General features: G+C 70.3%; 20 protein-coding genes. 11 read left to right on the plus strand and 9 right to left on the minus strand.

From position 1 onward, the window contains the following. The first annotated feature begins 243 nt into the window (after window positions 1–243). The 4 genes from DVR07_RS06735 to DVR07_RS06750 are packed head-to-tail and all read left to right on the plus strand — an operon-like array spanning window position 244 to window position 7,179. The gene (locus tag DVR07_RS06735; RefSeq protein ID WP_115795969.1) at window positions 244–3,438 is read left to right on the plus strand and encodes a transglutaminaseTgpA domain-containing protein; all 3,195 of its coding nucleotides are present in this window, start codon (window positions 244–246) and stop codon (window positions 3,436–3,438) included. Beyond that, the gene (locus DVR07_RS06740; protein WP_115795970.1) at window positions 3,438–4,106 is read left to right on the plus strand and encodes a DUF7269 family protein; all 669 of its coding nucleotides are present in this window, start codon (window positions 3,438–3,440) and stop codon (window positions 4,104–4,106) included. The genes DVR07_RS06735 and DVR07_RS06740 overlap by 1 nt, the downstream gene beginning before the upstream one ends. Next, a complete protein-coding gene (locus DVR07_RS06745; RefSeq protein ID WP_115795971.1) occupies window positions 4,103–5,533 on the plus strand; it encodes a DUF58 domain-containing protein in 1,431 nt (476 codons plus the stop codon). The genes DVR07_RS06740 and DVR07_RS06745 overlap by 4 nt, the downstream gene beginning before the upstream one ends. Beyond that, window positions 5,530–7,179, plus strand: a complete 1,650-nt coding sequence (locus tag DVR07_RS06750; RefSeq protein WP_115795972.1) for a DUF7519 family protein — start codon at window positions 5,530–5,532, stop codon at window positions 7,177–7,179. Before DVR07_RS06745 ends, DVR07_RS06750 begins: the two co-directional genes overlap by 4 nt. 268 nt (window positions 7,180–7,447) lie before the next feature. Here the strand turns inward: DVR07_RS06750 and DVR07_RS06755 are convergent, their stop codons facing one another. From DVR07_RS06755 to leuS, 4 genes are all read right to left on the minus strand, one after another. Further along, complete coding sequence (locus DVR07_RS06755; RefSeq protein ID WP_115795973.1) at window positions 7,448–7,750, minus strand: Htur_1727 family rSAM-partnered candidate RiPP; 303 nt, start codon at window positions 7,748–7,750, stop codon at window positions 7,448–7,450. A 102-nt stretch (window positions 7,751–7,852) separates the two neighbouring features. After that, the gene (locus tag DVR07_RS06760; RefSeq protein ID WP_115795974.1) at window positions 7,853–8,413 is read right to left on the minus strand and encodes a hypothetical protein; all 561 of its coding nucleotides are present in this window, start codon (window positions 8,411–8,413) and stop codon (window positions 7,853–7,855) included. A gap of 197 nt (window positions 8,414–8,610) precedes the next feature. Continuing rightward, window positions 8,611–9,576 carry an AAA family ATPase gene (locus DVR07_RS06765; protein WP_115795975.1) on the minus strand — a complete coding sequence of 322 codons (966 nt, stop codon included), beginning with the start codon at window positions 9,574–9,576 and terminating at the stop codon, window positions 8,611–8,613. 357 nt (window positions 9,577–9,933) lie between these two features. Next, window positions 9,934–12,645, minus strand: coding sequence for a leucine--tRNA ligase (gene leuS, locus DVR07_RS06770; RefSeq protein ID WP_115795976.1), 2,712 nt, complete (start codon window positions 12,643–12,645; stop codon window positions 9,934–9,936). Between the two features lie 168 nt (window positions 12,646–12,813). Between leuS and DVR07_RS06775 the strand changes: the two genes are divergently transcribed. After that, a complete protein-coding gene (locus DVR07_RS06775) occupies window positions 12,814–13,764 on the plus strand; it encodes a M48 family metallopeptidase (protein ID WP_115795977.1) in 951 nt (316 codons plus the stop codon). Window positions 13,765–13,818: 54 nt separating this feature from the next. Here DVR07_RS06775 and DVR07_RS06780 read toward each other — a convergent pair whose 3' ends face one another. Further along, the gene (locus DVR07_RS06780; protein WP_115795978.1) at window positions 13,819–14,841 is read right to left on the minus strand and encodes a hypothetical protein; all 1,023 of its coding nucleotides are present in this window, start codon (window positions 14,839–14,841) and stop codon (window positions 13,819–13,821) included. Window positions 14,842–14,969: 128 nt separating this feature from the next. Here DVR07_RS06780 and DVR07_RS06785 point away from each other — a divergent pair, with 128 nt between their 5' ends. Further along, window positions 14,970–15,572 carry a plastocyanin/azurin family copper-binding protein gene (locus DVR07_RS06785; protein ID WP_115795979.1) on the plus strand — a complete coding sequence of 201 codons (603 nt, stop codon included), beginning with the start codon at window positions 14,970–14,972 and terminating at the stop codon, window positions 15,570–15,572. Window positions 15,573–15,593: 21 nt separating this feature from the next. Here DVR07_RS06785 and DVR07_RS06790 read toward each other — a convergent pair whose 3' ends face one another. Continuing rightward, window positions 15,594–16,157 carry a homing endonuclease associated repeat-containing protein gene (locus DVR07_RS06790; RefSeq protein WP_115795980.1) on the minus strand — a complete coding sequence of 188 codons (564 nt, stop codon included), beginning with the start codon at window positions 16,155–16,157 and terminating at the stop codon, window positions 15,594–15,596. 307 nt (window positions 16,158–16,464) lie between these two features. Between DVR07_RS06790 and DVR07_RS06795 the strand changes: the two genes are divergently transcribed. From DVR07_RS06795 to pabB, 3 genes are all read left to right on the plus strand, one after another. After that, window positions 16,465–16,950, plus strand: a complete 486-nt coding sequence (locus DVR07_RS06795) for a type IV pilin (protein WP_115796321.1) — start codon at window positions 16,465–16,467, stop codon at window positions 16,948–16,950. A 2-nt stretch (window positions 16,951–16,952) separates the two neighbouring features. Beyond that, window positions 16,953–17,438 carry a type IV pilin gene (locus DVR07_RS06800; protein WP_115795981.1) on the plus strand — a complete coding sequence of 162 codons (486 nt, stop codon included), beginning with the start codon at window positions 16,953–16,955 and terminating at the stop codon, window positions 17,436–17,438. Window positions 17,439–17,591: 153 nt separating this feature from the next. After that, a complete protein-coding gene (pabB, locus tag DVR07_RS06805; RefSeq protein WP_115795982.1) occupies window positions 17,592–19,070 on the plus strand; it encodes an aminodeoxychorismate synthase, component I in 1,479 nt (492 codons plus the stop codon). 34 nt (window positions 19,071–19,104) lie between these two features. Here pabB and DVR07_RS06810 read toward each other — a convergent pair whose 3' ends face one another. Then, window positions 19,105–20,829, minus strand: a complete 1,725-nt coding sequence (locus DVR07_RS06810; RefSeq protein ID WP_115795983.1) for a glutamate--tRNA ligase — start codon at window positions 20,827–20,829, stop codon at window positions 19,105–19,107. A gap of 135 nt (window positions 20,830–20,964) precedes the next feature. Between DVR07_RS06810 and DVR07_RS06815 the strand changes: the two genes are divergently transcribed. Then, the gene (locus tag DVR07_RS06815) at window positions 20,965–22,992 is read left to right on the plus strand and encodes a bacterio-opsin activator domain-containing protein (RefSeq protein WP_115795984.1); all 2,028 of its coding nucleotides are present in this window, start codon (window positions 20,965–20,967) and stop codon (window positions 22,990–22,992) included. A gap of 165 nt (window positions 22,993–23,157) precedes the next feature. Next, entirely contained in the window at window positions 23,158–23,559 is a 402-nt protein-coding gene (locus tag DVR07_RS06820; RefSeq protein ID WP_193570021.1) for a DUF7344 domain-containing protein, read from the plus strand. A gap of 190 nt (window positions 23,560–23,749) precedes the next feature. Here the strand turns inward: DVR07_RS06820 and idsA3 are convergent, their stop codons facing one another. Continuing rightward, window positions 23,750–24,811, minus strand: coding sequence for a geranylfarnesyl diphosphate synthase (idsA3, locus tag DVR07_RS06825; RefSeq protein WP_115795985.1), 1,062 nt, complete (start codon window positions 24,809–24,811; stop codon window positions 23,750–23,752). A 1-nt stretch (window position 24,812) separates the two neighbouring features. Beyond that, window positions 24,813–26,165 (minus strand): ribonuclease J, encoded by a 1,353-nt coding sequence (locus DVR07_RS06830; protein WP_115795986.1) that lies wholly within the window; start codon window positions 26,163–26,165, stop codon window positions 24,813–24,815. Window positions 26,166–26,347 lie beyond the last annotated feature (182 nt).

Raw genomic sequence — 26,347 nt, forward strand, 5'->3', positions numbered from 1 at the left:
TAGGTGTCCACCAGATAACTATTTCCATCTCCGCGTCTTGGTCGGTCGCGTCCTGCTCCCGGAACTCCCCGATTCGGGCCCGGCGTCCGCTCGTTCGACTGGCCGAGTCGCCACCGAGCGGCGGCGGTCGCCCCGAACTTCCACCAGTCTTTTTACCAGTCTGCGCCCACGTTCCATCCGAACTCGTCGCCGACCGGACGGCCGCGCGCCCGGTCGGCGGTCTCCAGCCGCACCACTCACCACATGTCCGAGAAGCCGTCCGCGCTCCTGCCCGACGACGAACCGGCCCGCGACAGACTCCGAGCCGCGCTGGCGCTCGCGTGCGCGCTCGCGGTCGTCGTCGCGGGCGTCGTCGTCCCCGCCGTCTCCGGAGCGGGCCTGGGGCAGACCCCGCTCGGGTCGGTCGTCCCCCAGCCCGGCGTCGACCCCTACGGGGGTTCAGGCGGCAGCGGCGGTGGCTCGGCGGGCGGCGGACTGGGCGCGCTCAACCCCGGGAGCCGGACCGCCGTCGGCGGGTCGCTCGGGAGCGATACGAGCGCGTTCCGCTCGCAGAACGCCGAGACCCACTTCACCGTTCGGAGCAAGGCCGCCAGCTACTGGCGGACCGGCGCGTACGACACCTACACCGGGTCGGGCTGGAAGCGGTCGGGCGACAGCAGCCCCTACACCGGTTCTGACCGGAGCGGCGGAATCCAGGGCCGGGAAGTCCAGTACAGCGTGACCCTCCGACGGTCGGCCACCGCGCTGCCGAGCGTCTGGCGACCCGAGTCCGTCTCCCGAACCGGGACCGACTCGCTCTCGGTCACAGACCAGCGCGCGTTCGTCGCCGAGCGGCCGGTGCCCGCCGGGACGACCTACTCGGGGGTCAGCCACCGCCCGCCGCGCGACCCCGCGCTCCTCCGGACCGCGGGCCGGGACTACCCCGCCGAGATCGAGCGCCGCTACACCGAGCTCCCGGCGTCGACAGACCCCCGCCTGAGCGACTTCACCGACGAACTCACCGCCGACGCCGACAACCCCTACGAGACCGCCGGCCGGATAGAGTCGTGGCTGGAGTCGAACAAGACCTACTCGCTCAACGTCTCGGAGCCCGCCGGCGATGACGTCGCTTCGCAGTTCGTCTTCGAGATGGAGCGGGGCTACTGCGAGTACTTCGCCACGGCGATGACCGCGATGCTCCGGACCCAGGGCGTGCCCGCCCGGTACGTCGTCGGCTACTCCACCGGCCAGTCGGTCGGCGCGAACACCTACCGCGTTCGGGCGATGAACGCCCACGCCTGGGTCGAGGCGTACTTCCCCGACGTGGGGTGGGTCCGGTTCGACCCGACGCCCGGCAGCGCCCGCCTGGAGGCCGAACAGCGAGCCTTTGCGAATCAGACCGGTGCCGACCCCGGCCGCTACTCGCCGAACGAGTCGGGCAGCCCCGGCGAGCAGTTCACTCCGAACGGGTCGGCCGACAGCGCCACGACCGGCGGCGGAAGTGGCTCCGGAACCGCCGCGAGCGGAGGGGGCGCGACGGGAACCGGAACGAGCGCCGGGGGAACCCCGGGTACGCAGGGCGAGTCCGGAGCGGGCACGTCGCCCGACTCCGGCACCGCTGGGACGCCCGGCGGCGGAACGGGCGACGGCTCCGGCACCGCGACGGGGTCGGGGACCGAGTCCGGTTCCGGAACCGGAAATGCCGACTCCGAAACCGGAACCGCGACCGGCCAAGGCGACAGCGAGAGTGCCGGCGGAAGCGACGGGACGACCGACGGGACCGGCGGAACGACGGGAGCAGACGGCGGTACCACCGGCGGAAGCGACGGAACGACCACCGGCCGGAGCGGGGACGGCGAGAACGCAGGCGAGACGACTACGACGACCACCTCTGCGGACGCGCCGGCGAATAGTCCCTACGCCGTCGAACTCAACCGGACCCCGGTGCCGGGTGCGACGGTCGAAGTGACTGTCACCCGCGACGGGAGCGTCGCCTCCGGCGTTCCGGTCTCCTTCAACGGCGAGCGCGTCGGGGTCACCGACGAGTCGGGCGCCGTGACCGGGCAGGTCCCCTACGCCGAGCGACTCAGAATCACCCTCGGCGGGGCGGGTGACGACGCCGAGTCGCTCGCCGCGCCCGACTCGGGTGCTCGGCCCGCAGGCACGCCGCCAGCGAACTTCGACGCGCCGATGGCGCTGGCGGGCGGGCCGCCGCCGATTCTCGCCGAAACCGACCGACAGCGCTCTCGCTCGACCGAGGCGGGCGCACCCGGCAACGAGACCAACGGGACCGAGTACCCGCTGGCGACGAACGCCACCCTCACCGTCTCGGGCGAGGTGGCGACCGGCAGCGAGGTCGTGGTAATCGCGACGGTCCGGGGCGTGCCGATTCGCAACGCCCGGGTGACCCTCGGCAACGAATCGGTCGGCACCACCGACCGACGCGGTCGAATCCGGGCCAAACTTCACGACTCGCCCGGCAACATCACCCTCGCGGTCGCCCGCGGACCGGTCGCCGGCCAGCGCACCCTCACGATACCCCGGCTGGCGGTCTCGGTCGACCCGGCGCTCCCGCTTGCGCTCCCCTGGGCCCCCGTCGACGTGCGGACGACCTACGGCGATGGCCCCCTCGCGAACGCGAGCGTCCGGGTCGGCGGCGCGACTCGAACCACCGACATCAACGGCACGGCGACCGCCTCCCTCCCGTTCCGGGGGAGCGCGGAGGTGGTCGTCGCGGCGAAGGGCCAGACCCGGCGGACGACCGTCTCGAGCCTGTACGCCAACCTCGCGGGGATTCTCGGCGGTCTCGCTCTCGCGCTCAGCGGACTGGGGTACGCGGCTCACCGCCGGGGTGTCTCGCCGCGTTCGCTCGCCGCGGCGCTGCTCGGGGCGCTCCGCGCGATTCCCGACCTGGCGGTCTCCCTGCTGTTCGGCGCGGCCGACCGGCTCTCGCGGGCGGTCGAGACCGCGCTGGACGCGCTCGCGGAACTCCGCGCGGGCGAGACCACGGTGCGGGAACTCCTCGCCAGATTCCGGGCGTGGCTCGGGGAACGATTCCGAGCAGCCCGGCGATCCGCGACCAAGGGCTGGTCGCCTGGCGCGCTCGGCGACGACCCGGCTCCGGACGCGGCGTCGCCGGACGATCCCGACGCCGACTCCTACCGGACGCTCCGGGAGGCGTGGGAGACCTTCCTCCGGGCGGTCTCGGTCCGGCAGCCCGCGGCTTCGACCCCCGGCGAACTCGCCGACCACGCGGTCCGCGAGGACGACCTGCCGGCCGGCCCGGTCGCCACGCTCCGGGACGCCTTCCGGGACGTGGAGTACGGCGCGCGCTCGCCGGACGACCGGCTCCCGCAGGTCGAGGCGGCCGTCGCCGCCATCGAGCGCGCGATTCGGCCGGAAGAAGACGATACCGAGACACCGGACGACGACGCGCCGACGCCGGGAGGCGACGACTGATGCGGACCCGCGTGCTCGGCGGCCTCGGCGCGCTCCTGACGCTCGCGGCGGCCGCCGTCGTCGTCTCGCCGGCGCTGGCCGACCGGGCGTCCGCGGCGGTCGGCTTCCTCGAATCCCGGGACCCCGAGCGAGTGCTGCTGGTCCTCGGGTCGGTCGTCGGGGCGTACGCCGCGTGGGCGGCCCGCGCGGGTCGGCCTGACAGGCCGCCGACCGACGCCGCCGCGGCCAGGTTCTCCGACCTCGGTCCCCGGCCCGAGTCGGTGACCGCGGTCGACCGCACCCGAACCGGCGAGTCGTTCGACGACCGGGTCGCCCGGGCCTGCGAGGGCGACGAGCGGGCGTTCCGGGCGGTCCGGGTCGCGCTGGCCGACACCGCCGCCGACGCGGTGGCGAGAGCCGACGACGTCTCGCCGGAGCGAGCGCGCCGGGCGGTCGAGTCCGGCGCGTGGACCGACGACCGGATCGCCGCCGCGTTCCTCGCCGGCGAGTCCGGGCCGGACTTCCCGCTGCCGGCCCGCCTCCGGGCGTGGCTCGACCCCGCCGCGGAGCGCCGTCGGCGCATCGACCGGACCGTCGACGCCGCGAACCGGGTGCTCGACGAGGAGGCCGACGACCGGGTCGTCCCGGGCGACGGAGCGACCGCGGCCGCGGACGGAGGTGACGCGTGAACCGCGACCGCGTCCCCCGGTTCCGGGGCGCGCTGGCCGGGACGCTGCTGCTGACGACGCTGGGCCTGCTGTACGCCGAGCCGGGGCTGTTCGCGGCCGCCGCGGTCCCGCTGGCGTACGTGGCGGTCGGCGCGCTCTCGTCGCTGTCGGGGGCGACCGAACCCCGCATCGAACGCAGCTTCGACCCCGCGAACCCGGCGCCGGGCGCCGAGGTCGAGGTCACCCTGCGCGTCGAGAACGCCGGCGAGTCGGCGCTGGCCGACGTCCGGGTCGTCGACGGCGTCCCAGACGAACTCGCGGTGGTCTCGGGGGCGCCCCGCGCAGCGGTCGCGCTCCGGTCCGGCGAGGCCGCGACCGCCTCGTACTCGGTGGTGGCCAAGCGCGGCAACTACTCGTTCGAGGACCCGGCGGTCCGGGTCCGGACCGCGAGCGCGACCGACCGGGTGACGACCGCCGTGCCGGCCGACGGCGAGACGACGCTCTCCTGTTCGCGGTCGGTCGCCGACCCGCCGTTCGGTCGGGCCTCGCCCCGCCGCGTCGGCACCCACCCGACCGACTCCGGCGGCGAGGGCCTGGTGTTCCACTCCACCCGGGAGTACCGGTCGGGCGACCCCATCAGCCGCATCGACTGGCGGCGCCTGGCCAGGACCGGCGATCTCACCACGGTCAACTTCCGGGAAGAGCGGGCGGCCCGGACCGTCCTCGTGGTCGACGCCCGGCCTGTCGCCCGAACGACGCCGGCCGCGGGCTACCCCAACGGTGCGGCGCTCGCGGCGTACGCGGGCGAGCGACTCTACGACGCCCTGACCGCGGCCAATGTCGCGACCGACGTCGCCGCGCTCGGCGCGGGCGACGCCGACCCGCCCGACGGCCTCCGGGCCGGCGACGTGCCGTGGGTGAACGCCGACGAGGATTCTGCGCGAGCCCGACTGGTCTTCGAGGCCGCGGCGCGCGCGGCCGACTGCGACGCGCCCGAACGCGTGCGGACCGACGGGACGGCCACGGGGCGCGACGAGGATTCGGCCCGGGCCGCTGCCGCCGAGGACGGGAGCGTCGGCGCCTCGCACTCGGCGACGCCGGACGGCGGCAGTACCACCGACCAGACCGTCCGGCGCCTGCTCGCCAGACTGCCCGCCGAGGCCCAGGTCGTGCTGGTCTCGCCGGTGACCGACGACTGGCCGACGACGCTGGCCCGGGCGCTCCCGGTCCGGGGTCACGACCTCGCCGTGCTGAGCCCCGACGCGACCGGCGCCTCGCTCGACGCCGGTGCGGCCGACGACTCGGCCGGCCGGACCGTGGCCGCGACCCTGCGCTCGATTCGGCTCCGGGACCTCCGGACCGCGGGCGCGACGACCGTCGACTGGAACGTCGACGACCCGCTCGGCATCGCACTCGAACGCTCGCTGCGGACCCTGCTCCGACCATGATCGACGACCCCGCGCACGCCGAGACCGACGTCTCGCACGACCCGACCGAACCCGACTGGGCGCCGACCCGGGCGAGCACCGCAATCGTCCTCCTCGGTACCGCGGCCGGCGCGGCGGCGCTGGCGACCGCGGCGGGCGTCCCGAGGGGGACGGTCGCGGCCGGAGCGGGCGCGGTCTGTCTCGCGGGCGCGCTCGGCCTGCTGACGGTCGAGCGGTGGCGCGCGCCGGCGACGTTCGCGGCGAGTCTGCTGCTCGTGCCAGCCGGCGCGGGGCTGGCGGTCGGCGTCGGCTACGAGTCGCTGGTGGCGGTCGCGGCGTCGTTCCCGGCGGCGTCGCCGACCCGCGTGGTGGGGGAGATGCTCCGCATCGCCGGGGTGCTGGCGGTCCTCGCGGGCTGTACGACGGCCGCGTTCGGCGCGGTCGCGTCGGTCCGCGGCGTCGTCACCCGCCGGGCGGTGTCTCGGTGTCTCGGCGTCGCCGTCCGGGTCGCGCTGCTCCCGGCGGCGCTGTTCGCCGCGCTCGCCGGCCACGCGGCGGTCACGAACCTCGACCTCGGCGTCGCGGGCGCGCTCGGTGACCTGGTCGCGGCGGCGACCGGCTGGTTGCTCGCGCCGGCGCCCGGCCGACTCCACTTGCTGGCCTTCTCGCTGCTGCTCGCGGCCGCCGGCTACGCCGCCCACCGGGCGCTGCGCGAACTGCCGACCCGGGAGCTCGCGGGAGATGCGGCGGTCGGCGACGTGGGGGTCGCCGACGCGCTGGCCGCGCTCCGGCGCGGGCTGGGCCGGGTCGCGACGGTCGCCCTGCTCGCGGTCCCGCCCGCGTTCCTCTTCGAGGTCGCGGGCTCGACCGGGGTGCTGCGGGAGACACTGCCCGCCGGCGTCTACGACTCCCTCGTGGCCGTCACGGCCGCGCCGGGACTGCGCGCGCTGCTCTGGTGGACCGCCATCGGCGCCGGCGGGCTCGCGGCGATCGCGGCGCTCGTCCGGCGCTCGTCGCGGACCTCAACCCGGGAGCTGCTGGTCGGCTACGCGCCGTTCGCCGCGGGGCTGGCGGTCGTCGCCGGCGCGGCCGCGGTCCACCGACCGGTGCTCGACGCGCTGGTCGGGTTCGTCGCCGGGCGGCTCGAACCCCCGCTGACCGGCCAGTTCCGCGACCTCTCGGACTCGGCCGTAACGTTCTACGGCCCGGAGACGGTCGTCCTGGGACTGGCGGCGGGCGTGCTGGTCCTGGCCGCCGGCGCGGTCCTCGCGCTCTCGGTGGCGTTCGGACTCGGGTTCGTCCCCGCTGACGCGGCCGGCCCCGCGCTGGCGGGCGGCGGCCTGTTCCTCGCGGCCGGGTTCGCCGGGACGGTCGCCGCGCCGCTATGGGTCGTGCTCGGCGGGCTCGTCGCCGCGCTGGTCGTCTGGGACGCCGGGGAGTTCGCCGCGGCGCTCGGCTCGGAGGTCGGGCGGCGCGCCGAGACCCGGCGGGTCGAACTACTCCACGCGCTGGCCGCGCTGTCGGTCGGCGGCGTCGCGGCGCTGGCTGCGGGCGCGCTGGCGCGGATCGTCCCTGCGGGGCCGAGCGCCGTCGGCCTGGGCGACCTCTCGGTCGCGCTGTTCGCGGCGGTCGCGGGCGCGGTCCTGCTGGTGATGGCGCTGCGGTGAGACAATTCCCTCAGCATCGCAGATTCTGATATTCAAATCGGCGCGCGCTGGCGGACCCTCGTGGTCCGCCAGTGCGTGCGAGGGACGAGCGAGCGCAGCGAGGAGGTTGGGGAGGCGTGAGGCTGTCGCGGGGCGGTTGCGGTGCGGTATTCACTTGTGACGGCAGTAGCTAGCTCGGTTCAACAGCCACGACCGGCTACCGTCGCTCGGAAACAAAACCGCCTTCGTCTGAACTGGTCTCGACTCCAGTCCTAGAGCCAGTTCCTTTCTACAGTTCGTGCGTCCGTCCCTCCGCCCCGGACTCCGGCGTCGCCAGCTCCTCCTCCCCGACCTCGGCACCCGCCTCGGCCGAGAACCGCCGAATCGCCGTCGCGGGACACACCCACACCTCGTGGTCGTACCAGCAGAACAGCCGGGTCGCCTCCTCGTGGGCCTCCTCGGCGTCGCGGGCCCGGACCGTGCCCACGTAGCGGGGCGGACTCGCCGGCTCCTCGCGGGCCAGCACCTCCCACTCGGGGTCGGCGTCCGGCCGCGACTCCTCGACCGCCGCGCGTCGCGCCTTCTCGACCATGGCCGGGGTTGGCGTCGAGCGGGAAAGGCCGCTCGGGCGATTTTCGAGCCGCGAGAACGGGGCCGATGACGTTCGGGAGCCGAGTGAAGGGGGGAGCGGCGGTCAGAACCCCGTCACGGCGAGCCAGCTCCCGCCCCCGCTGGTCACGAACACCACCGGCGCGAAGCACGGGTCCGGGAGGTCGAGGTAGGCTTCGACCTCGGCCTCGCCGTCCTCACTCGCGGAGACAGTCTCCGTCGACACGTTGACCACGTCGGCCTCGCCGTCCTCGACGGTGAGGCAGCTCACGATGGCCTTGAACTCGGAGAGCGGGTTCTGGCCGGCGAGCCCCTCGTCCTCGGCCTCGTCGTCGTCCGGGTCGATGACCAGCCCCTCCACCTCGACCTCCAGCGAGCCGTCCGGTTCGAGTTCGACGTCGCCCTCGTCGACGACCCAGGGCAGTCCGCCGCCGTCGAGCCCCCTGACCGGGTTCTCGTCCCCGGTGAACGGTCGGCTGACGCCCACCAGCGGCGATTCGAAGCTGTCGCCGGCCTGCAGGCCGCGCCCGTCGTCGGCGGCCCCGCCTCCTGCTCCGAGTGCCGCGACGGCCGTGCCCGCGCCGAGTAGCTTCAGTGCAGTGCGTTTCGAGTGGTCGATTCCCCCTCGCGAAGAGTCGTTGGTCATTACCACGTCCCCCGGAGGGACTCCGGTGACGCCGCTCAAAAGTGTGCCATCTAACTATTGCTAACCGGTCGTACTAGGTACTGAGACACGCTTGCGCTCGTCGGAGGATGGTCCGACAGACCTGCCGAGACCTCCGTTTCGGCGCCTCTCGGGAACCACTCGACGAGCCACGACCGCCTCCGTTCGTACCGCCGACGCTACGCGGACGCGGACGACGTCACCGCGGGCACTTCGACCCGGTCGAGCACGTCGGCGACGACGTCGCCGCGGTCGGCACCGCGGACCCGCGCTTCGTCGGTCAGCACGAGCCGGTGGGCGAAGGTGGGTCCGGAGACGCGCTTGACGTCGTCGGGGGCGACGTAGTCGCGGCCCGCCACCACGGCCCGGGCTCGGGCGGCCTCGAACAGCCGCTGGATGCCCCGCGGCGAGACACCGACGTCGACCCGGTCGTCCTGGCGGGTGGCCCGGCCGAGCGCGACCACGTAGTCCCGGAGCTTGTCGTCGACGCGGACGTCCTCCAGGACGCGCTGGATGGCCGCGACCTCCCGGCCCTCCAGCACCGGGTCGACGCTCGGCGCCTTGGCGGTCCGGTCGGCCCGCCGGTCGACCAGTTCGCGCTCGCCGCCGAAGTCGGGGTAGCCCATCGCCGTCTTGACGATGAAGCGGTCGCGCTGGGCCTCCGGCAGGCCGAAGGTGCCCTCCTGTTCGACGGGGTTCTGGGTCGCCAGGACGAAGAACGGCGTCGGCAGATCGTGGGTCGTCCCGTCGACCGTGACCTGCCCCTCGCCCATCGCTTCGAGCAGCGCGGCCTGGGTCTTGGGCGGCGCGCGATTTATCTCGTCCGCGAGGACGACGTTGGCGAACACCGGGCCAGACGAGAACTCGAACTCGCCGGTGCCCTCGTTGTAGACGTTCGAGCCGGTGATGTCGGCGGGCAGCAGGTCGGGCGTGAACTGGATGCGCGAGAACGACAGGCCGAGCGCGTCGGCGAAGCTCCGGGCGGTCAGGGTTTTGCCGGTGCCCGGCACGTCCTCCAGCAGGACGTGACCCCGGGCCAGCACTCCGGTCAACACGGTCTCGAGGAACGCCTCGTCGGCGATGACCGCGGAACTGACGGCGTCGAGCACCCGCCGGCAGCGGTTCGTCGCCGTGGGTTGGTCCATGGGGGCGACGTCGGAGGGCGAGGCAAAAAGGGTTCGGCCTGAGGGAATGAGTGTTGTCTCGGAGAGGACTACTCTCTCGGAGTGACTGCCGAATCGCTGGCCCCGATTGCCTCGAAACCCTCTGCCCGCTCGCGGTCTCTCGGCGACATATCCTCGGCTCGCTTCGCTCGCCTCGGATAGGGGTCGCTGAGACGACCAGCCTTCGGGCGCGAGCGGGCAGCCCCTTTCGTCCCGCCCACGGTGGACGTGACGGTGAGCGCCTGAAGACGAGACAGCCTGCAATCGCTCTGTGGGACTTCAACTACCGGCAGAAACGGAAGACGCCTCAACGCGAGAAGAAGAGCGACAACCGGCCGATTACTCCGCGATGTCGATGGCGGGCCGGCCGGGCTCGGCCTTGCCGGCCAGGTCCGGGTCGGCCTCGCCGGCGCTCTGCACGACGACCTCCGCGCCGAACTCGCGTTCGAGCAGCCAGGCGCCCCGCTCCAGCGCCGCTCGCTCGCGCTCGGGTGAGAGCTGCTCGTCGAGCGCCTCGGCCTCGGCGGCCAGGTCCTTCGCGAAGTCGGCGGCGTCCTCGCCCTGCTCGCGCAGTTGGTCGTCGCCCATGACCGTGCCCACGACGTTGCCGTCGGCGTTCATCGCGATCTCGTGGGCGCGGTGCTTCCAGTCGGGGGCGACCGCGAGCGTGACGGTCTCGGGGTCCTCGATGCCGACCGTCTCGACGATGTCCCGGACGTCCTCGCGGGTGTTCTCGACCAGGCGGCGCTCGATGTCGTAGTCCTCGGGCGCGTCGGCGTCGGGCCAGTCGGCCTGCGCCAGCAGCCCGTCGCGGCCCAGCAGGCTCCAGATCTCCTCGCCGACGTGGGGCGCGACCGGCGACACCAGCTTCACCGCGGTCGTCAGCCCCCGCTCGAAGGTGTCCTCGTCGGGGACAGTGTGCTCGCGGTAGCGCCGCAGCAGCGAGACCATCTCGCGGACGGCCTGGAGCGCGTGGTTGAACCGGAACGCCTCGAACTCCGCTGTGGCGGACGCGACCGTGGCGTCGATCTCGCGGGCGACGTACTCGGAGACCGCGGCCGCGGTTTCGCCGCTCGCGGACTCGGCGGACGTCGAGCCCCCGGCCGTGACCTCGCCCTCGGCGAACTCCTCGGCCAGCCCGTACAGGTTCTGGAGGAACCGGTGGGCCGACTGGACGCCCTCGGCGCTCCAGGCGAACTCCTTCTCGGGCTGGGCGGCCTCCATGATGAACAGTCGGGCCGTGTCGGCGCCGTACTCGTCGATGATGCGCTGGGGCGAGACGCCGTTGCCCTTGGACTTGGACATCTTGTTGCCGTCGGCGCCCAGCACCATCCCCTGGTTGGTCAGGTCGGTGAACGGCTCGCGGACGCCCTCCAGCAGGTCGATGTCGTCGAGCACCTTAGTGAAGAACCGGGCGTACAGCAGGTGCATCACGGCGTGCTCGATGCCCCCGACGTACTGGTCGACCGGCATCCAGTCGGTCGCCCGCTCGGCGTCGAACGGGGCGTCGTCGAGGTCGGGCGAGACGAACCGCAGGAAGTACCACGACGAGTCGACGAACGTGTCCATCGTGTCGGTCTCCCGGACCGCGTCGCCGCCGCACTCGGGACACTCCACGTGCTTCCACTCCTCGGCGGCATCCAGCGGGTTCCCCGTGGTGTGGACGAACTCCGGCAGTTCGACCGGCAGGTCCTCGTCGGGCACCGGGACGTAGCCGCAGTCCCCGCAGTGTATCATCGGGATGGGCGTCCCCCAGTAGCGCTGGCGCGAGATGCCCCAGTCCCGCAGGTTGTACTCGGTGCGGTGCTCGCCGTCGAACTCCTCGACGAAGCGCTCGCGGGCCTCCTCGCTCGTCAGGCCGTCGTACTCGCCGCTGTTCACCAGGACGCCGTCGGGAGTGTACGCCGCCTCCTGGACGTCGATCTCGTCGGGGTCGACGTCGGCCTCGGGCGCGGGCTCGACGACCTGCTCGATGGGGACGTCGTGGGCCTCGGCGAACTCGTGGTCGCGGTCGTCGTGGGCCGGGACCGCGTAGAGCGCGCCGGTGCCGACGTCGGTCAGGACGTAGTCGGCGACGAACACCGGAATCTCCTCGCCGGTCGCGGGGTTGACCGCGTGCTCGCCGGTGAACACGCCCGAGGTAACGTCGAGGTCGTCCTCGTCGGCGTGCTCGGCCTCGTGGATGTAGTCGGCGACCTCGTCGTTCTCCTCGGCGATCTCCTGGGCGACGGGGTGACCGGGCGCCAGCGAGAAGAACGTCGCGCCGTGGATGGTGTCGAGTCGGGTCGTGAAGATGTCGACGTCGCCGTAGCCCGGGATCTCGAACGCGACCGACGCGCCCTCCTGGCGGCCGATCCAGTTGCGCTGCATCTCCCGGACGTTGGCGGGCCAGTCGTCCATGTCGTCGAGCGACTCCAGCAGTTCGTCGGCGTAGTCGGTGATGGTGAAGAACCACTGGTCCATCTCGCGCTGCTCGATGGGGGTGTCACAGCGCCAGCACAGTTCGTCCTCGCCCTCGACCTGCTCGTCGGCCAGCACGGTCTCGCAGGAGGGACACCAGTTGAGTTCGGCGCTCTGGCGCTCGACGAGCCCTTCCTCGCGGAACCGCTTGAACAGCCACTGGTTCCACCGGTAGTAGTCGGGGTCGCAGGTGGTGACCTCCCGGTCCCAGTCGTAGCCGAAGCCCATCGCCTTCATCTGCTCGGTCATCGAGTCGATGCACTCCATCGTCCAGTCGCGGGGGTTGGTGTCGCGCTCCTCGGCGGCGTTCTCGGCGGGCAGACCGAACGAGTCCCACCCCATCGGGTGGAGGACGTTCTCGCCGCGCAGTCGCTCGAACCGGGCGTACGCGTCGGTGATGGTGTAGTTCCGGACGTGACCCATGTGGAGGCTGCCCGAGGTGTAGGGGAACATCGCCAGGACGTACTCGGGGTCCTCGGCGCTGTCGGGGATGCGGAACACGTCGGCGTCCTCCCACTCGCGCTGCCACTTCGGCTCGACCTCGGCGTGGTCGAACCCTCGCTCGCGCTGCTCGCCGGAGCCAGTAGTCATTATACGAATTTCGGGCCACGACGATACAATAGCTTTTCCTTCTGTCAGGCGCCGTCGGCCGGTAGCGCGGCCGGACGTCTGTCGCGATGCGACCCGGCGGAATCCGCCTCCGGCGTCGCGTTCGCCGAGACCGTCATCTCCTTGCCGGCCCCGCGCCAACGCTCAGGCATGCGCCGCGTCGGCCTCCGCGTCCTGATGGCGTTCGTCGGAGTCGCCCTGCTCGCGGTCTACGCCGGGGCCGCCTACCTCGGCTACCGGCTGCTGGCCGCGGTCTGGCTGGCCCGGGGCGACCTGCTGGAGGTCGCGCTCTGGACCGCGGGGCTGACCGTCGCGCTCGGCTACCTCAGCTACCGGTTCGGCACTATCCAGCTGCTCTCGCAGGTCGGCGCGGCGGATCTCCCGCGCCGGCGCGCGCCCGGGGTCCACGCCCGCCTGGACGACCTCGCCGAACGGATGGGCGTCGACCGACCCCGGCTGTACGTCGCGCGCATCGGCGCGCCGAACGCGATGGCGCTCGGCGGCGTCCGGGGCGGCGCCGTCGTGCTCGACCGGTCGCTGTTCCACCTGCTGAGCGCCGACGAGATCGAGGGGCTGCTGGCCCACGAGCTCGCCCACCTGGAGAGCCGGGACAGCCTCGTCCAGACGGTGGGCTACAGCGCCGGCCAGTCGGCGGTCTGGGTCGTCGTCGCGCTCGCGCTCCCGTTCGTCGTCGTCGGAGCGGGCCTGCGCCGGGCGTTCGACTGGCTCCGCGGGCGGCCGCCGGCCGACGCGCTCGCGCCGGCGACCGCGCTCCGCCGGCGGGTCGGGCAGGTCGTGATGGTCGGGTTCGTCGCGCTCACGCTCCTGCTGCTGGCTCACTCGCGCCGTCGGGAGTTCGCGGCCGACGACCGGGCGGCGACGGTCACCGGCGACCCGCTCGCGCTGGCCCGCGCGCTCCGGAAGATCGAGCGCGCGACGAAGCCCCGGTGGGAGATGCGGTCGCCGCTCTACGTCCGCGGCGACGAGGAGGGCGCGATGACCCGCCTGCTGTCGACCCATCCCGCGATGGACGACCGCATCGACCGCCTGGTCGAGCGAGCCGACCGCGAGCGGGGCGCGGTGCGGGTCGAGATCCGGTGAGACGACGCTCCGCGGCCGTCGGCGCGGTGAGGCCGCGACGGGTGGCGTCCCCGGCTACGGGTACCGCTCGGAGGCGAACGGCGCGACGCTCGCGGTCCGCTGGGCGACCCACGCCAGCCGGAGGACGAACGCGAACAGGACGGCCAGCGGCGCGAAGCCGAGTGTGAACGTCACCGCGACCACGGCGTAGACCACGGCCGACGGGACCGAGGCGGGCCCCACCGCGTTGTAGAACACCAGCGCGAGGCCGCTGGCGACGATGGCCGGGACGCCGACGTACAGCAGGACCCGCGAGAGGTACGCGAGCTCCTTCTGGACGTACACGGTCTTGAAGTAGTTCCGGGCGACGTCGATCTGGAGCAGTTGGGTCTCGAGTCCCTCGAGCAGGTCGTCGAGGTCCTCGGACAGCGAGTCGGCGCAGTCGGCCCGGACGCCGGCGATAGTTCGGAGCTGGTCGGCGTGGTTGGTCGCGATGGTCGCCGAGACGACGGTGAAGATCCCCTCGTCGGCTTCGAGGGTCCGGTTCACGAGCGCCACGTCGTCGAACAGCGAGGCCGTGAGCTCGTCGAGACGCTCCCGGAGCGAGTCGTCGGTGACGTCGGCCGCCGCCTCCTCGACGCGGTGGGTCCGGGACTCGACCTCGCCGTGGAGGTAGCGGAGGAATCGCGCGGGCGTCTTCGGCGTCACCGATGCGCCGGTCGACTCCGCCACCTCGTCGCGGTAGTCGACCGCGCCCTGGAGGCGCTCGCTCAGGGTGCCCGGCGCGCCGAGCTCCCGGGAGAGGACGAGCTGGTTGATGGACAGGACGACGGTCACGAGCGTCAGGTCGCCCGTGAGCAGCGAGCTGAACAGGAAGTAGATCGGACTCGCCGCGCGGACGGTGACGAACCCGTACGCCCACTCGACCGCGAGCAGGGCCGCGAGGACGCCCCCGAGGACGCCGCCGGCGATGACGAGCCGGTTCCCCTCGACGAGGAGCCAGTTGGTGACGGCGTGACCCGCCCCCGTCCGTCGACGGCTCCCGCTCTCGGAGCCCGATTCCGTCGCCGTGGCTTCACGACTGGTCTGCTCCGACACGTCGTCCGGTACGTCCGCAACTCCGAAAAGCTGTTTGGCGGCGAGCGCGGTCGATTCCGGGCCGAATCGACGCTCGCGGCCCGGCGTCGGCCGTACCGTTATTCCGGCTCGACGCCCTACGTCGAGCCATGAGACGGCGCAGGTTCCTGAGTGCGGTTGGCGCCATCGGGGTGGGCGGACTCGCGGGTTGCAACGCTCCGACGGGCGGCGGCACGGAGACGGCGGGTGGCGGGGCGACGACTGGGACGACAACGGGAGGCGGGACGACCGCCGCGGCCGAGCAGACGACCACCGCGGCCGGGACCCAGGGCGGCGGCCCGGTCGAGGTCCAGATGGTCACCGAGGGCAGCGAGTACTACTTCGACCCCATCGGGCTGTTCGTCGAGCCCGGAACCACGGTCGAGTGGGTCATCGAGTCGGGGGCCCACTCCTCGACGGCGTACGCCGAGAGCAACTCCAGTGCGAGCGTGACCCGGATCCCCCAGGACGCCGAGCCGTGGGACAGCGGGATACTCACCGGTCAGGGGTCGTCGTTCAGCTACACCTTCGACGTCGCGGGGACGTACGACTACTTCTGCATCCCGCACAAGACGCTCGGGATGATCGCACGGATCGTCTGCGGCGAGCCCGGCGACGTGGAGGGCGACCCGCCGGACGGCACCGTGCCGTCCGAGCAGGCCATCGTCCAGCAGGGCAGCATCTCGTACGAGGAGTTCGGCAACAGCGGGTAGGAACAGCGGATAGCTTCCGGTTCAGCGGCGGTGCGGACCGCTTTCGGTGCCGTCGAGGTCGGCCTCCGCTAAGGCCTGCCGCCAGGACCCGAACCGTCGGTGGTAGGTCACGGGCGCGTACGCACCGCGCTCGTCCATCTCGGCGGCCTTGGGCGCGCGCCCGAGGTCGTCGGCCAGGCGTTCGATCTCCCGGAGGAGTTCGGCCTCCGAGATGCCGTCGTTGGTGTCGAGCATCGCCTCCTGGAGGGCGGCCGACCAGCTGCCGAACCGGACCCGGTAGGTCCGGTTGGAGTACTCGCCGCGCTCGGTCATGTCCCGCTGGGTGGGCGGCTTGCCGAGTTCGGTGTAGAGTCGCTGGAGCTCGGCCAGCAGTTCCCGGTCGGGGATGCGCTTGCTCCCCATCTCCTCGGGGTCGAGGCCGGCGGCCTCCAGCGCCTCGTTCCACCCGCCGAAGACCTCTTGGTACTGCTCCGGCGAGAAGTCGCCCTTCTCGTGCATGTCGACCACGGTCGGGGTCTTGCCGAGGCGGGCGGCCAGCGACTGCAGCGCCGACCGGAGCGTCTCCGGCGATACCTGCTGGCTCATCGGTTTCTGAATCGCGCCGGCAGGGCATAAATTTGAACCTTTCTAGTGTCGTGGGAATTATTACGACCTGTCATTATAACTCATTGAGCGTATCAAATTCTATAATCCTATTTTCAGGTAAGGAAGTATTTTTATAGGGCGGCTGTGAACGGGGCAATCAAGCACGTGTCATCTGACGAGAAGTGCCGGGCCGGGGCGGCTTTGGCGGTCCCCCGCCGACGAATGGTCGTAGTTCGCCGGCGTAGATAAAGGGTGCGGCCGCTTCTCACGGATGATAACGTGCCGGAAAACGGAGAAATACCAACACATGAAACTCAAAGCACTCTTCGAAGACGACGGCGCGGTCTCGCCGGTCATCGGGGTCATCCTGATGGTCGCGATTACGGTGATCCTGGCGGCTGTGATTGGAACGTTCGTCCTCGGTCTCGGCGATCGGGTTAGTCAGGCGAGTCCCAACGCACAGTTTACATTCGAATATGCGACAGATGCTGAAGGTAACGGCAATAACTGGTTGAACATTACTCACGACGGTGGAGAGGGAGTTGAGTCTAGCCAGCTAGCAGTGAACGTCGGTGATAACGAACTTTGGAGCGCCTCAGACGGATACGACTCTGATATTGATAGCTCCAATAACCAAAAGTGGAGTGGTAAATTAACTGCCGGTGACACTATTGAGTTGGAGGACACTTCCGGAGATTCGAAAATCAGTGACGGACTGAAGGTCAAGGTCATCTGGAGTGCATCTGGCAGTGATAAGACAGCCGTCATCGGCGAATCCGAGGTTTCACTATAGCGATGGACCTGAAAAGAGTGATAGCATCGTTCGCCGGTGGTGACGAGGAGCGAGCGGTCAGTCCCGTCATCGGGGTCATCTTGATGGTCGCGATTACAGTGATCCTCGCTGCCGTCATCGGAACGTTCGTGCTCGGGCTCGGCGATCGCGTGAGTCAGGCGAGTCCGAACGCGAATTTCGAGTTCGATTACACTGCTGGGAACAATAATGCTGTGGACATCACCCACGATGGTGGTGCTGGTGTGGAGTCTGACCAGTTGAACGTTACCGTCGGAGGGTCTGATGTCTGGGGCGGCCAGGACGATTGGTCGACATCCGGTATTACAGTAAACGATGACTGGGATGGCAAAATCACCGCCGGAAGTAGTCTCTCGCTGGAGGATACTGATGGCTCGTACATCAACGATGGCGACACTGTGAAAATCATCTGGACAGCTTCCGGCAGTGACAAGACGGCAGTCATCGGCGAATCTGAAGTAGACCTGTAATTGCCACACACCTTTTGATTTCTTCGGAGTAGTTCCGAGACCGATAGCGACAGCTACTCATGAGACTCGCACACTCTGAAGATACCCGGAACGTCTAAATCCGTCGAGACTGAGACCGATTTACAGATAGCGCCCAGTTCCTTATCTACGACCGTGAGCGACCCTAGCAACGTCACGTCCCGAAACCAATTTCACCAACTCACGTCCGACCTCGACTCCCCGGCCCGCATCCCGGTCGAACTCCGAACAGAGGTCGGCGACCCGTACGACGCCTACCGACGAGCGCGCGAACCGGAAGCGAGCGTCTACTTCGAAACGAGTGGCGGGCAGGACGGCTGGGGCTACTTCGCGACCGACCCCAAGCAGTGGGTGACGACCGACGCCACTCCGGACACTCCCGAGGGATTCGACGCGCTCGACGACCTCCTCGCGTCCGAGCGACTCGTACGAGGCGACTGCGAGGTGCCGTACCCCTGCGGCGCGTTCGGGTGGCTCTCCTACGACCTCGCCCGCGAACTGGAGGACCTGCCCGAGACGACCGACGACGACAGGGGACTCCCGCGGCTCCAGCTGGGCGTCTACGACCGCGTGGCTGCGTGGCGCGAGCCCCGCGGCGAAGGAACGACCGAACTCCGAATCACGTGCTGTCCGCGAGTAGACCCTGATGACGACGCCACCGCAGTTTACGACCGCGCCGTCGAGCGCGCGCGGGACCTCGCCCGGCTCGCGCACGAGGGCGACCCGACCACCGAACCGCCGTCCGCCGACGCCGCGGTCGCGACGTTCCGCAACGAGGTCGGTCGCGAGGCGTACGCCGAGCGCGTCCGCCGGGTCCGGGAGTACGTCCGGGACGGCGAGACGTTCCAGGCGAACGTCTCCCAGCGGCTCGACGCGCCCGCCGCGGTCCACCCGGTCGCCGCGTACGCCGCGCTCCGTCGGGTCAACCCCGCGCCGTACTCGGCGCTGGTGGAGTTCCCCGGCGTGGACCTGGTAAGCGCGAGTCCCGAACTCCTGCTCGACTGTGAGGGCGACCGGCTCGTGACCGAACCCATCGCCGGGACGCGCCCGCGGGGTGACACCCCCGACGAGGACCGCGCACTCGAACGCGAACTGCTCGACAGCGAGAAGGAGCACGCCGAGCACGCGATGCTGGTCGACTTAGAGCGGAACGACCTCGGGAAAGTCTCGGCGTATGGGTCGGTCGAGGTCGAGGAGTATCGCCGGGTCGACCGCTACTCCGAGGTGATGCACACCGTCTCGAAGGTGGTCGGGCGACGTCGCGACGACGCCTCGGTGGCCGACGCGATCGCCGCGGTGTTCCCCGGAGGGACCATCACCGGCGCGCCCAAGCCCCGGACGATGGCGATCATCGACGAACTCGAATCGACCCGCCGCGGGCCGTACACCGGCGCGATCGGTGTCGTCGGCTTCGACGAGCGCGCGACCTTGAACATGACCATCCGGACGCTGGTGCGGGCCGGCGACCGGTACTATCTTCGGGTCGGCGCGGGCATCGTCCACGATTCGGACCCGTACGCCGAGTACGAGGAGACGCTCGACAAGGGCCGGGCGCTGGTCCGGGCGATGGACGACGCGCTCGACGACGAGCGGAAGTTACGGGTCGAAGAGTAGCTGTCACGGGCCCTGCCGGGAATTTCGATGGCGACTACTCGTGGGCGAAGTACGCCACGGATTCGTCGCTGTCCTCGTGGTCGTCGACGCGGGCGAACCCGACGCGCTCGAACTGGACCATCTCGTCAACCTGGGTGTCGCGGAAGCCCGGTTCGGCGTAGCCCACGACGCCGCCGTCGGGAGTCCGCATCCGGGTCAGGACCGTGGTGTCGGCCGGCACCCAGTGGATGACGTCGACGCCCTCCTCGCGGACCGCGGCGATGTCGTCGCCGGCATATTCGAATTCGTCGCCGTCGCGACGGAAGCAGCCGAACCCCTTGAGCCAGATGCGCTCGCCGTCGGCCGGGACGTCGGGCTCTTCGACGCGGACGCGGGTGCCGACGTCGATGTCGCGTGTGCCCCGCTCGTCGTGGTTGGGGTGGACCGGCGGGTGAGCGGTCTCTGGGTAATCGCCCGTCAGCGTGAAGTCGGCGTGGTCCTCCCGGACGAAGAAGTACCGGTCGGCCCCGTCGTCGATGATATCGCGGTTGTTGGCGTACACCGAGCTCATCGCGAGGTCGACGTTACTCGTGGAGGTGCCGAGCTCGATCATCGCGTCGACGATTGCCTCGCCGCGAATGCCCCGGCGCTCGACGCTCGGCAGGGTCGGCGCGCGCGGGTCGTCCCAGCCGTCGAGTTCGCCGGCCTCGATGAGTTCGCGGATGGTCGAGGTCGACATCTTCACGTCGTAGGCGTCGACCTGGACGTGACCCCAGTGGACCACCTCGGGATACTCCCAGTCGAAGTAGTCGTAGACGAACCGCTGGCGCTTCGCCGAGTCCTGGAGGTCGATGCCCCGGATGATGTGGGTGACGCCCGTGAGGTGGTCGTCGACGCCCGACTGGAAGTCGAGCATCGGCCAGCATCGGTAGTCCTCGGCCTCCTCGCGCGGGTGGGGCGTGTCGATGATGCGGAAGCCGACCCAGTCGCGCAGCGCGGGATTTTTGTGCTCGATGTCGGTCCTGACCCGGAGGACCATCTCGCCCGACTCGTACTCGCCGTCGACCATGGCCTCGAACTCCTCCATCGTAGTCTCGGGGTCCTTGTCGCGGTGGGGACACGGCTCGCCCGAGTTCTTCAGGTCCGAGAACTCCTCGCCGGAGCACGAGCAGGTGTAGGCTCCGCCCTTCTCGATGAGGTCGCGGGCGTGGTCGTAGTAGACGTCGAGGCGGTCGCTCGCCCGGAGGACCTCGGCCGGTTCGAATCCCAGGTAGTCGACCTCCTCCAGGATCTCGTCGTAGGCCCACAGCAGCGGGCGCTTGGTCTCGGGGTCGGTGTCGTCGAACCGGACGACGAACTCGCCGTCGTACCGCTCGGCGTAGGTGCCGATGACCGCGGGCATCCGGGCGTGGCCGAGGTGCCACGGGCCGTTCGGGTTCGGGGCACAGCGCATCCGGATCTCGTCGTACTCCTCGGCGTCCGGGAGGTCCGGCAGCGGGTGGTCCTCGCCCTCGTCCTCGCTCTCGATCTCCTCCAGCCAGTCGGGCGCGAGGTCGGCCAGCCGGTCGCGGCGCTCGTCGGTCGAGAGGTCGTTGACCCGCGAGACCACCGGGCCGATGACGCCCGGAATCTCGTCGCCGTGCTGGCGGAAGTCGGGGTTCTCGCCCATCAGCGGGCCCATCACCGCGCCGACGTCGGCCTCGCTGCCGTGCTTGACCGCGTTGACGAGGGCGTGCTTCTCGGCCTCCGTCTCGATGCGATCGCGGAGTTCGTCGTTCATTACCGGGTCGTTGGGGCGTCTGCGGGAAAACTCGTCCGGATTCGATTCCGCCCGCCGGTTCGGAGTCGCTCCCGAGAGGTATCAGATCGCTAACCAAGGTCCTTAGGTTCGCGCCCGCGTACCACCCGGCAGAACGTGACCTCCGAACGCCAGCGCGTCGAACGGGAGGCGCCCGACCGGACCGCAGGCACCCCCGGGACGAAGACGATCCAGATCCTCTACGTCGACGAGGACGACCCGCCGACCGCGCTCTCGGGCGGCGACGACGTATCGGTCGCGACAGTCTCGACGGCGGCGGCCGCCCGCGACTACCTCGCAGTCGAGGGCGACGTCGACTGCGTCGTCAGCGAGTACGCCCTGGCCGAGAGCGACGGTCTGGCCCTTCTCGAGGCCGTCCGCCACGACCATCCGAACCTGCCGTTCGTGCTGTACACGGAGTCAGGCAGCGAGGCGGTCGCCAGCGAGGCCGTCGGGATGGGCGCGACCGACTACCTCCGGAAGGCCGACGGCGGCGACCAACTCCGCGAGCGCGTGAGTCGGGCCGTGGCCGCGGCCAGCGTCGAGACCGGCTCGGGCGTCTCGGGCGACCGGCTCCGCGAACTGACCAACGCATTTCCGGACGTGGCCTTCGTCCTCGACGAGAACGGTCAGTACCTGGAGGTGCTGTCCGGACCGGGCACCGCCGACCTCCGAACCGTCGACCAGGAGCGGCTGGTCGGCAAGCGCCTCCACGACGCCTTCCCGGACGAGCAGGCCGACCGGTTCCTCGACCTCGTCCGGACCACCCTCGAGACCGGCGGGGTCGAGACGATAGAGTACGACGCCGAGACCTCGGCCGGCACGCGATGGTTCGAGGGCCGGACCGCGCCGCTGGGCGACACCATCGACGGGCGGGACGCGGTGGTCTGGGTGGCCCGCGACGTGACCGACCGCCGGGAGAGCGAGCGCCGACTCGCCGAGAGCCGGGACGCGCTGACCCGTCTGAGCCGCATCAACGGGCTGATCCACCACATCGTCCAGTCGCTCGTCGGTTCGGCGACCCGCGGGGAGATCGAGCGAACCGTCTGCGAGGAGCTGGCCAACTCGGAGTTCTACGAGTTCGCCTGGATCGGCGGCCCGTGGGTCAAGGACCAGAAGATGCATCCCGAGACCATCGTCGGCGTCGACCGGGCGGACGTCGAGCGGCTCGTCGAGGCGACCCAGTCGCAGGCCGCGGACGAGAACGCGCTCGCCCGGGTCGTCCGCGAGAACGAGTCGGCCGTGGTCTCGGACATCTCCCGGTCCGACGCCATCTCCGACCGCGAGCGCGAGATCATGACCGAACTGGGAATGTCCTCGGCGGTCCTCGTGCCGCTGACGTACGGCAACACCAACTACGGCGTGCTGGGCATCAGCGGGGCGTGCACCGGCGCGTACGCCGACCGGGAGCTGACCGCGCTCGAGACGCTGGGCGAGATCGTCGCCTTCGCCATCAACGCGGTCAAGAACCGGAAGCTGCTGCTCTCGAACACCGCGGTCGAACTGGAGTTCGCGGTCGAGAGCCCGAAGTCGGGGTTCTGCCGGCTCTCGGCCGAGCTCGACGCCCGGTTCTCGCTCGAGGGCGTCGTCCCGATCCGGGAGGACAAGCTGCTGGAGTACGTCGCGGTCGAGGGCGCGCCGGCGTCGACCGTGCTCGACGGGCTGGCGGACCTCGACGTCGTCGAGGGGAGTCGGATCGTGACCGACGACGGAGAGGAGTGCCTGCTGGAGCTCGACCTCGCGTGGTCCGGCGTCGACCAACTCGTGAAGGCCGGCACCGTGGTCAAGTCTGCGGTGGCCGAGGACGGCGCCGTCAGGTACGTCGCGGAGGCGTCCTCGGACGTGAACGTTCGGGACGTCGTCGACAGCTTCCGGACGACGTACCCCGACGCCGAACTCGTGAGCAAGCAGGAGGTCGACCGACCGGTCGACACCGCCCAGGAGTTCCGCCAGACGCTCCGCGAGGACCTGACCGAAAAACAGCGCACCGCGCTCCAGGCCGCGTACTTCGGGGGCTACTACGAGTACCCCCGCGAGAGCACGGGCGAGGAGGTGGCCGACTCGCTCGACATCTCCTCGCCCACGCTCCACCAGCACCTCCGGGCCGCACAGCGCAAACTCGTGGGGACGTTCCTCGACTGGTGAACGAACGTTCGGTCCAGGGGGTTCCAGTTGGCTGAGTGAACGTTCAGTCCACCTCTAAGACGGTTGATATTCGGCGTTTGACACTCTCTCGCGGCTGTACCTCACTGTTGAGGCATGGGTTTGTTATCCCCTTCTGGCGAACGATTCGGGTGGAGGTCAGCCGCCATGAACAACGACTCGATACGGTCGGGAAACGCAAGCGACCACGCCCTCCAGAACGGTCGCGCAGTCACGACGCCCTCGTTCGACACGCTCTTCGACCTCCTCGCGGAGCGTCGCCGCCGGTACGCGCTCTACACCCTCGTCGGCACCGACGACGGCCTCGCCGACGTCGAGGACCTCGCCGACGAAGTCGCGGTGTGGGAGGCCCGGAACGGCGAGGAGACGATCACCGATTCACTCCGGCAGGAGATCGCGGTCGAACTCCGCCAGACCCACCTCCCGCGTCTGGCCGAGGACGACATCGTAGAGTTCGACCCGCGCAGCGACGTGGTCCGCTACTGGCGACAGCCCACCCTCGAAGAGTACCTCGAACACACCCACTACAAGGAGTTCCCGAGCGAGTGAGGTCGCGAGACCGGTCGCTCGCTCCCCGTTGACGCTTCGGCGCCGTCCCCCGTTTTTTCTCGCCTCTCCAGACGCCCGCTACTGTCGCTGACGTGCCATCCCGACGAGGGAGCAGTCGCCACTGCGGAGTGTGACGGACGCCCCCGAGCGCCGGGGCCCGAGAGCTTCGGCGTCTGAAAATCGGACTGGGTCAGTAGCCCCGCTCGATGAGGTAGTCGGCGATGCCCTCGAGCAGTTCCTTCGACTCGTTGTCCGGGAGGACCGCGAGCCTGTCCTTGCCGCGGGTGACCAGCTCCTGGGCCTTCTCCGTCGCGTAGTCGATGCTGCCTGCGTCCTCGAGCCGTGCGACCGCCTCGTCGATCTCTGCCTCGGTGACCGAGTCCACGTCGTCGGTCTCGACCAGCGCGTCGACGTCGACGCCCTGCTCGCGGGCGTGGAGCGTGATGATCGTCTGCTTGTTCTCCACGAGGTCGCTGCCGCGCTGCTTGCCGAGCTTCTCGCTGGGCACCGTCAGGTCGAGCACGTCGTCCTGGATCTGGAACGCCCGACCCACGTCGATGCCGTACCGGTACAGCTCCTCGACGGTCTCGTCGTCCGCACCGAGCAGGATGGCCGGGATGGTCGCCGCGGCGCCGTACAGCACCGCGGTCTTGTCCTTGATCATCTCGAGGTACTCGTCGGGGAGCACGTCCGCGCGCTCCTCGAAGGCGATGTCGCGGGCCTGGCCCTCGCAGATGTTGGTACACGTCGTCGCCAGCACGTCGGTTGCCTCCACGACCCGCTCGGGGTCGGCGTCGGCCTCCACGAGGATCTCGAACGCCTTCGAGTAGAGGGTGTCGCCCGCCAGGATGGCGGTCTCGGTGTCGTACTCCCGGTGGACCGCGGGTACGCCCCGGCGCAGGTCGTCGTCGTCCATGATGTCGTCGTGGATGAGCGTGAACGACTGGATGACCTCGATGCTTACCGCGGCCGCCATCAGGTCGACGGCGCCGCCGGTCAGGTCCGGGAAGTTCCGGTAGTCGGTCTCCGCCGGATCGGCGTCGACGTCGGCGAGCGCCTCCGCGACGAGCAGCAGCACGGTCGGCCGCAGGCGTTTGCCGCCCGCGTCGAGCAGGTACCGGACCGCCTCGTAGAGGCGCTCGGGCTCTGCGACCGGCAGGTCCTCGTCGATGGCCGCGTTGACGATCTCCCGCCGCTGTTCGACCGCCCCAAGCACCTGCTCTTCCAGTGTCCCGGCGCTCGCGTCCGTCATGTTACTCGACGAGCTGGATGAGGTTGCCGTTGCTCGTCACGTGGAGGTCCCGACCCAGTTCGTAGCCCTGGCTCTCGGCGAGGCTCACGTACGGCGCGAACCCCTTCATGTCCTGGTGGGCCGGGATGATGTTCTGCGGCTGGAGCGCGTCGATCATCTGGTAGTGACCCTCCTCGCGGAGGTGGCCCGAGACGTGGATGTCGTCGTAGATGCGAGCGCCCTGCATCTTCAGGAGGCGCTCGGACTGGTAGCGCTGGCCCTCGTTGGTCGGCTCCGGAATCACGCGGGCCGAGAAGATGACCTTGTCGCCGTTCTCCAGTTCGTAGGGCGTCTCGCCCCGGCCCATCCGGGTGAGCATCGCGCGGGGCTCGCCCTGGTGGCCCGTGACGATGGGGAGGTAGTTCTCCTTGCCCTCCTTCATGATCCGCTTGAAGGTGCGGTCGACCGACTTGCGGTGCCCGAACATCCCCATGTCCTCGGGGAAGTCGACGAAGTCGAGCCGCTCCGCGGTACCCGAGTACTTCTCCATCGACCGGCCGAGCAGCACGGGTTCGCGGCCGATGTCGTGAGCGAACTCCACGAGACTCTTGACGCGGGCGATGTGGCTTGAGAACGTCGTCGCCACGATGCCGCCGTCGTAGTCCTCGATGGAGGTCATGACGTCCTTGAGGTGCCGACGGGCGACCGCCTCGCTCGGCGTCCGACCCTTCCGGCCCGCGTTGGTGCAGTCCTCGATGTACGCCAGCACGCCCTCGCCCTCGCGACCGATTTCGCGGAACCGCTTCATGTCGATGGGGTCGCCGAGCACCGGCGTGTGGTCCATCCGCTTGTCGAGGCCGTAGACGACCGCGCCCTCGGGCGTGTGGAGCACCGGGTTGATGGCGTCGATGATGGAGTGGGTCACGTTGACGAACTCCAGTTCGACCTGCCCGGAGTCGCCGATGGACATCGTCTCGCCCGCCTCCATCTTCACGAGATCGTTCTCGACGCCGAACTTCTGCTCGCCCTGGATCTGCTGCTTGACCAGTTCGATGGTGTAGGGCGAGGCCACGACCGGCGCGCTGTACCGGTGGGCCAGCTTGCTGATGGCGCCGATGTGGTCGAGGTGACCGTGCGTCGGCACGATGGCCTGGACGTCACCTTCGAGGTCCGACATCACGCGGTCGTCCGGTATCGCTCCCATGTCGATGAGGTCGAGACTGTGCAGTTTCTCCGTCTCGACGTTGTCGTGGAGCAGCACCTTCGAGAGGTTCAGCCCCATGTCGAAGATGACAACGTCGTCGCCCGCGCGGACGGCGGTGCACTGCCGTCCGACTTCCTCGTAACCGCCGATGGTTGCAATTTCGATTTCCATAGTTTCACCTTATGTACGCAAAGCCACGTCGTCGCGGCCGAGCCGCGCCGGCTCCGCGACGGAACCGGATCGCGCCGCGGCAGCGCCACGGTGTTTCGCGGCGAAGCCGCGCAACGTGGCGTCCGTACGCACGTAAACCTGCTCGGGCGAGCGGTCCCTGGTCCGCGGCGTCTTGCAGCCGT

Source organism: Halorussus rarus (assembly GCF_003369835.1).
GTDB lineage: Archaea > Halobacteriota > Halobacteria > Halobacteriales > Haladaptataceae > Halorussus > Halorussus rarus.

What these genes read in the sequence shown, in the direction of transcription:
- DVR07_RS06735 (WP_115795969.1), top strand. Translation starts at nt 244, where the DNA reads ATGTCCGAGAAGCCGTCCGCGCTCCTGCCCGACGACGAACCGGCCCGC.
- DVR07_RS06740 (WP_115795970.1), top strand. Translation starts at nt 3,438, where the DNA reads ATGCGGACCCGCGTGCTCGGCGGCCTCGGCGCGCTCCTGACGCTCGCG.
- DVR07_RS06750 (WP_115795972.1), top strand. Translation starts at nt 5,530, where the DNA reads ATGATCGACGACCCCGCGCACGCCGAGACCGACGTCTCGCACGACCCG.
- DVR07_RS06755 (WP_115795973.1), bottom strand. Translation starts at nt 7,750, where the DNA reads ATGGTCGAGAAGGCGCGACGCGCGGCGGTCGAGGAGTCGCGGCCGGAC.
- DVR07_RS06760 (WP_115795974.1), bottom strand. Translation starts at nt 8,413, where the DNA reads ATGACCAACGACTCTTCGCGAGGGGGAATCGACCACTCGAAACGCACT.
- DVR07_RS06765 (WP_115795975.1), bottom strand. Translation starts at nt 9,576, where the DNA reads ATGGACCAACCCACGGCGACGAACCGCTGCCGGCGGGTGCTCGACGCC.
- leuS (WP_115795976.1), bottom strand. Translation starts at nt 12,645, where the DNA reads ATGACTACTGGCTCCGGCGAGCAGCGCGAGCGAGGGTTCGACCACGCC.
- DVR07_RS06775 (WP_115795977.1), top strand. Translation starts at nt 12,814, where the DNA reads ATGCGCCGCGTCGGCCTCCGCGTCCTGATGGCGTTCGTCGGAGTCGCC.
- DVR07_RS06785 (WP_115795979.1), top strand. Translation starts at nt 14,970, where the DNA reads ATGAGACGGCGCAGGTTCCTGAGTGCGGTTGGCGCCATCGGGGTGGGC.
- DVR07_RS06790 (WP_115795980.1), bottom strand. Translation starts at nt 16,157, where the DNA reads ATGAGCCAGCAGGTATCGCCGGAGACGCTCCGGTCGGCGCTGCAGTCG.
- DVR07_RS06795 (WP_115796321.1), top strand. Translation starts at nt 16,465, where the DNA reads ATGAAACTCAAAGCACTCTTCGAAGACGACGGCGCGGTCTCGCCGGTC.
- DVR07_RS06800 (WP_115795981.1), top strand. Translation starts at nt 16,953, where the DNA reads ATGGACCTGAAAAGAGTGATAGCATCGTTCGCCGGTGGTGACGAGGAG.
- DVR07_RS06810 (WP_115795983.1), bottom strand. Translation starts at nt 20,829, where the DNA reads ATGAACGACGAACTCCGCGATCGCATCGAGACGGAGGCCGAGAAGCAC.
- DVR07_RS06820 (WP_193570021.1), top strand. Translation starts at nt 23,158, where the DNA reads ATGAACAACGACTCGATACGGTCGGGAAACGCAAGCGACCACGCCCTC.
- idsA3 (WP_115795985.1), bottom strand. Translation starts at nt 24,811, where the DNA reads ATGACGGACGCGAGCGCCGGGACACTGGAAGAGCAGGTGCTTGGGGCG.
- DVR07_RS06830 (WP_115795986.1), bottom strand. Translation starts at nt 26,165, where the DNA reads ATGGAAATCGAAATTGCAACCATCGGCGGTTACGAGGAAGTCGGACGG.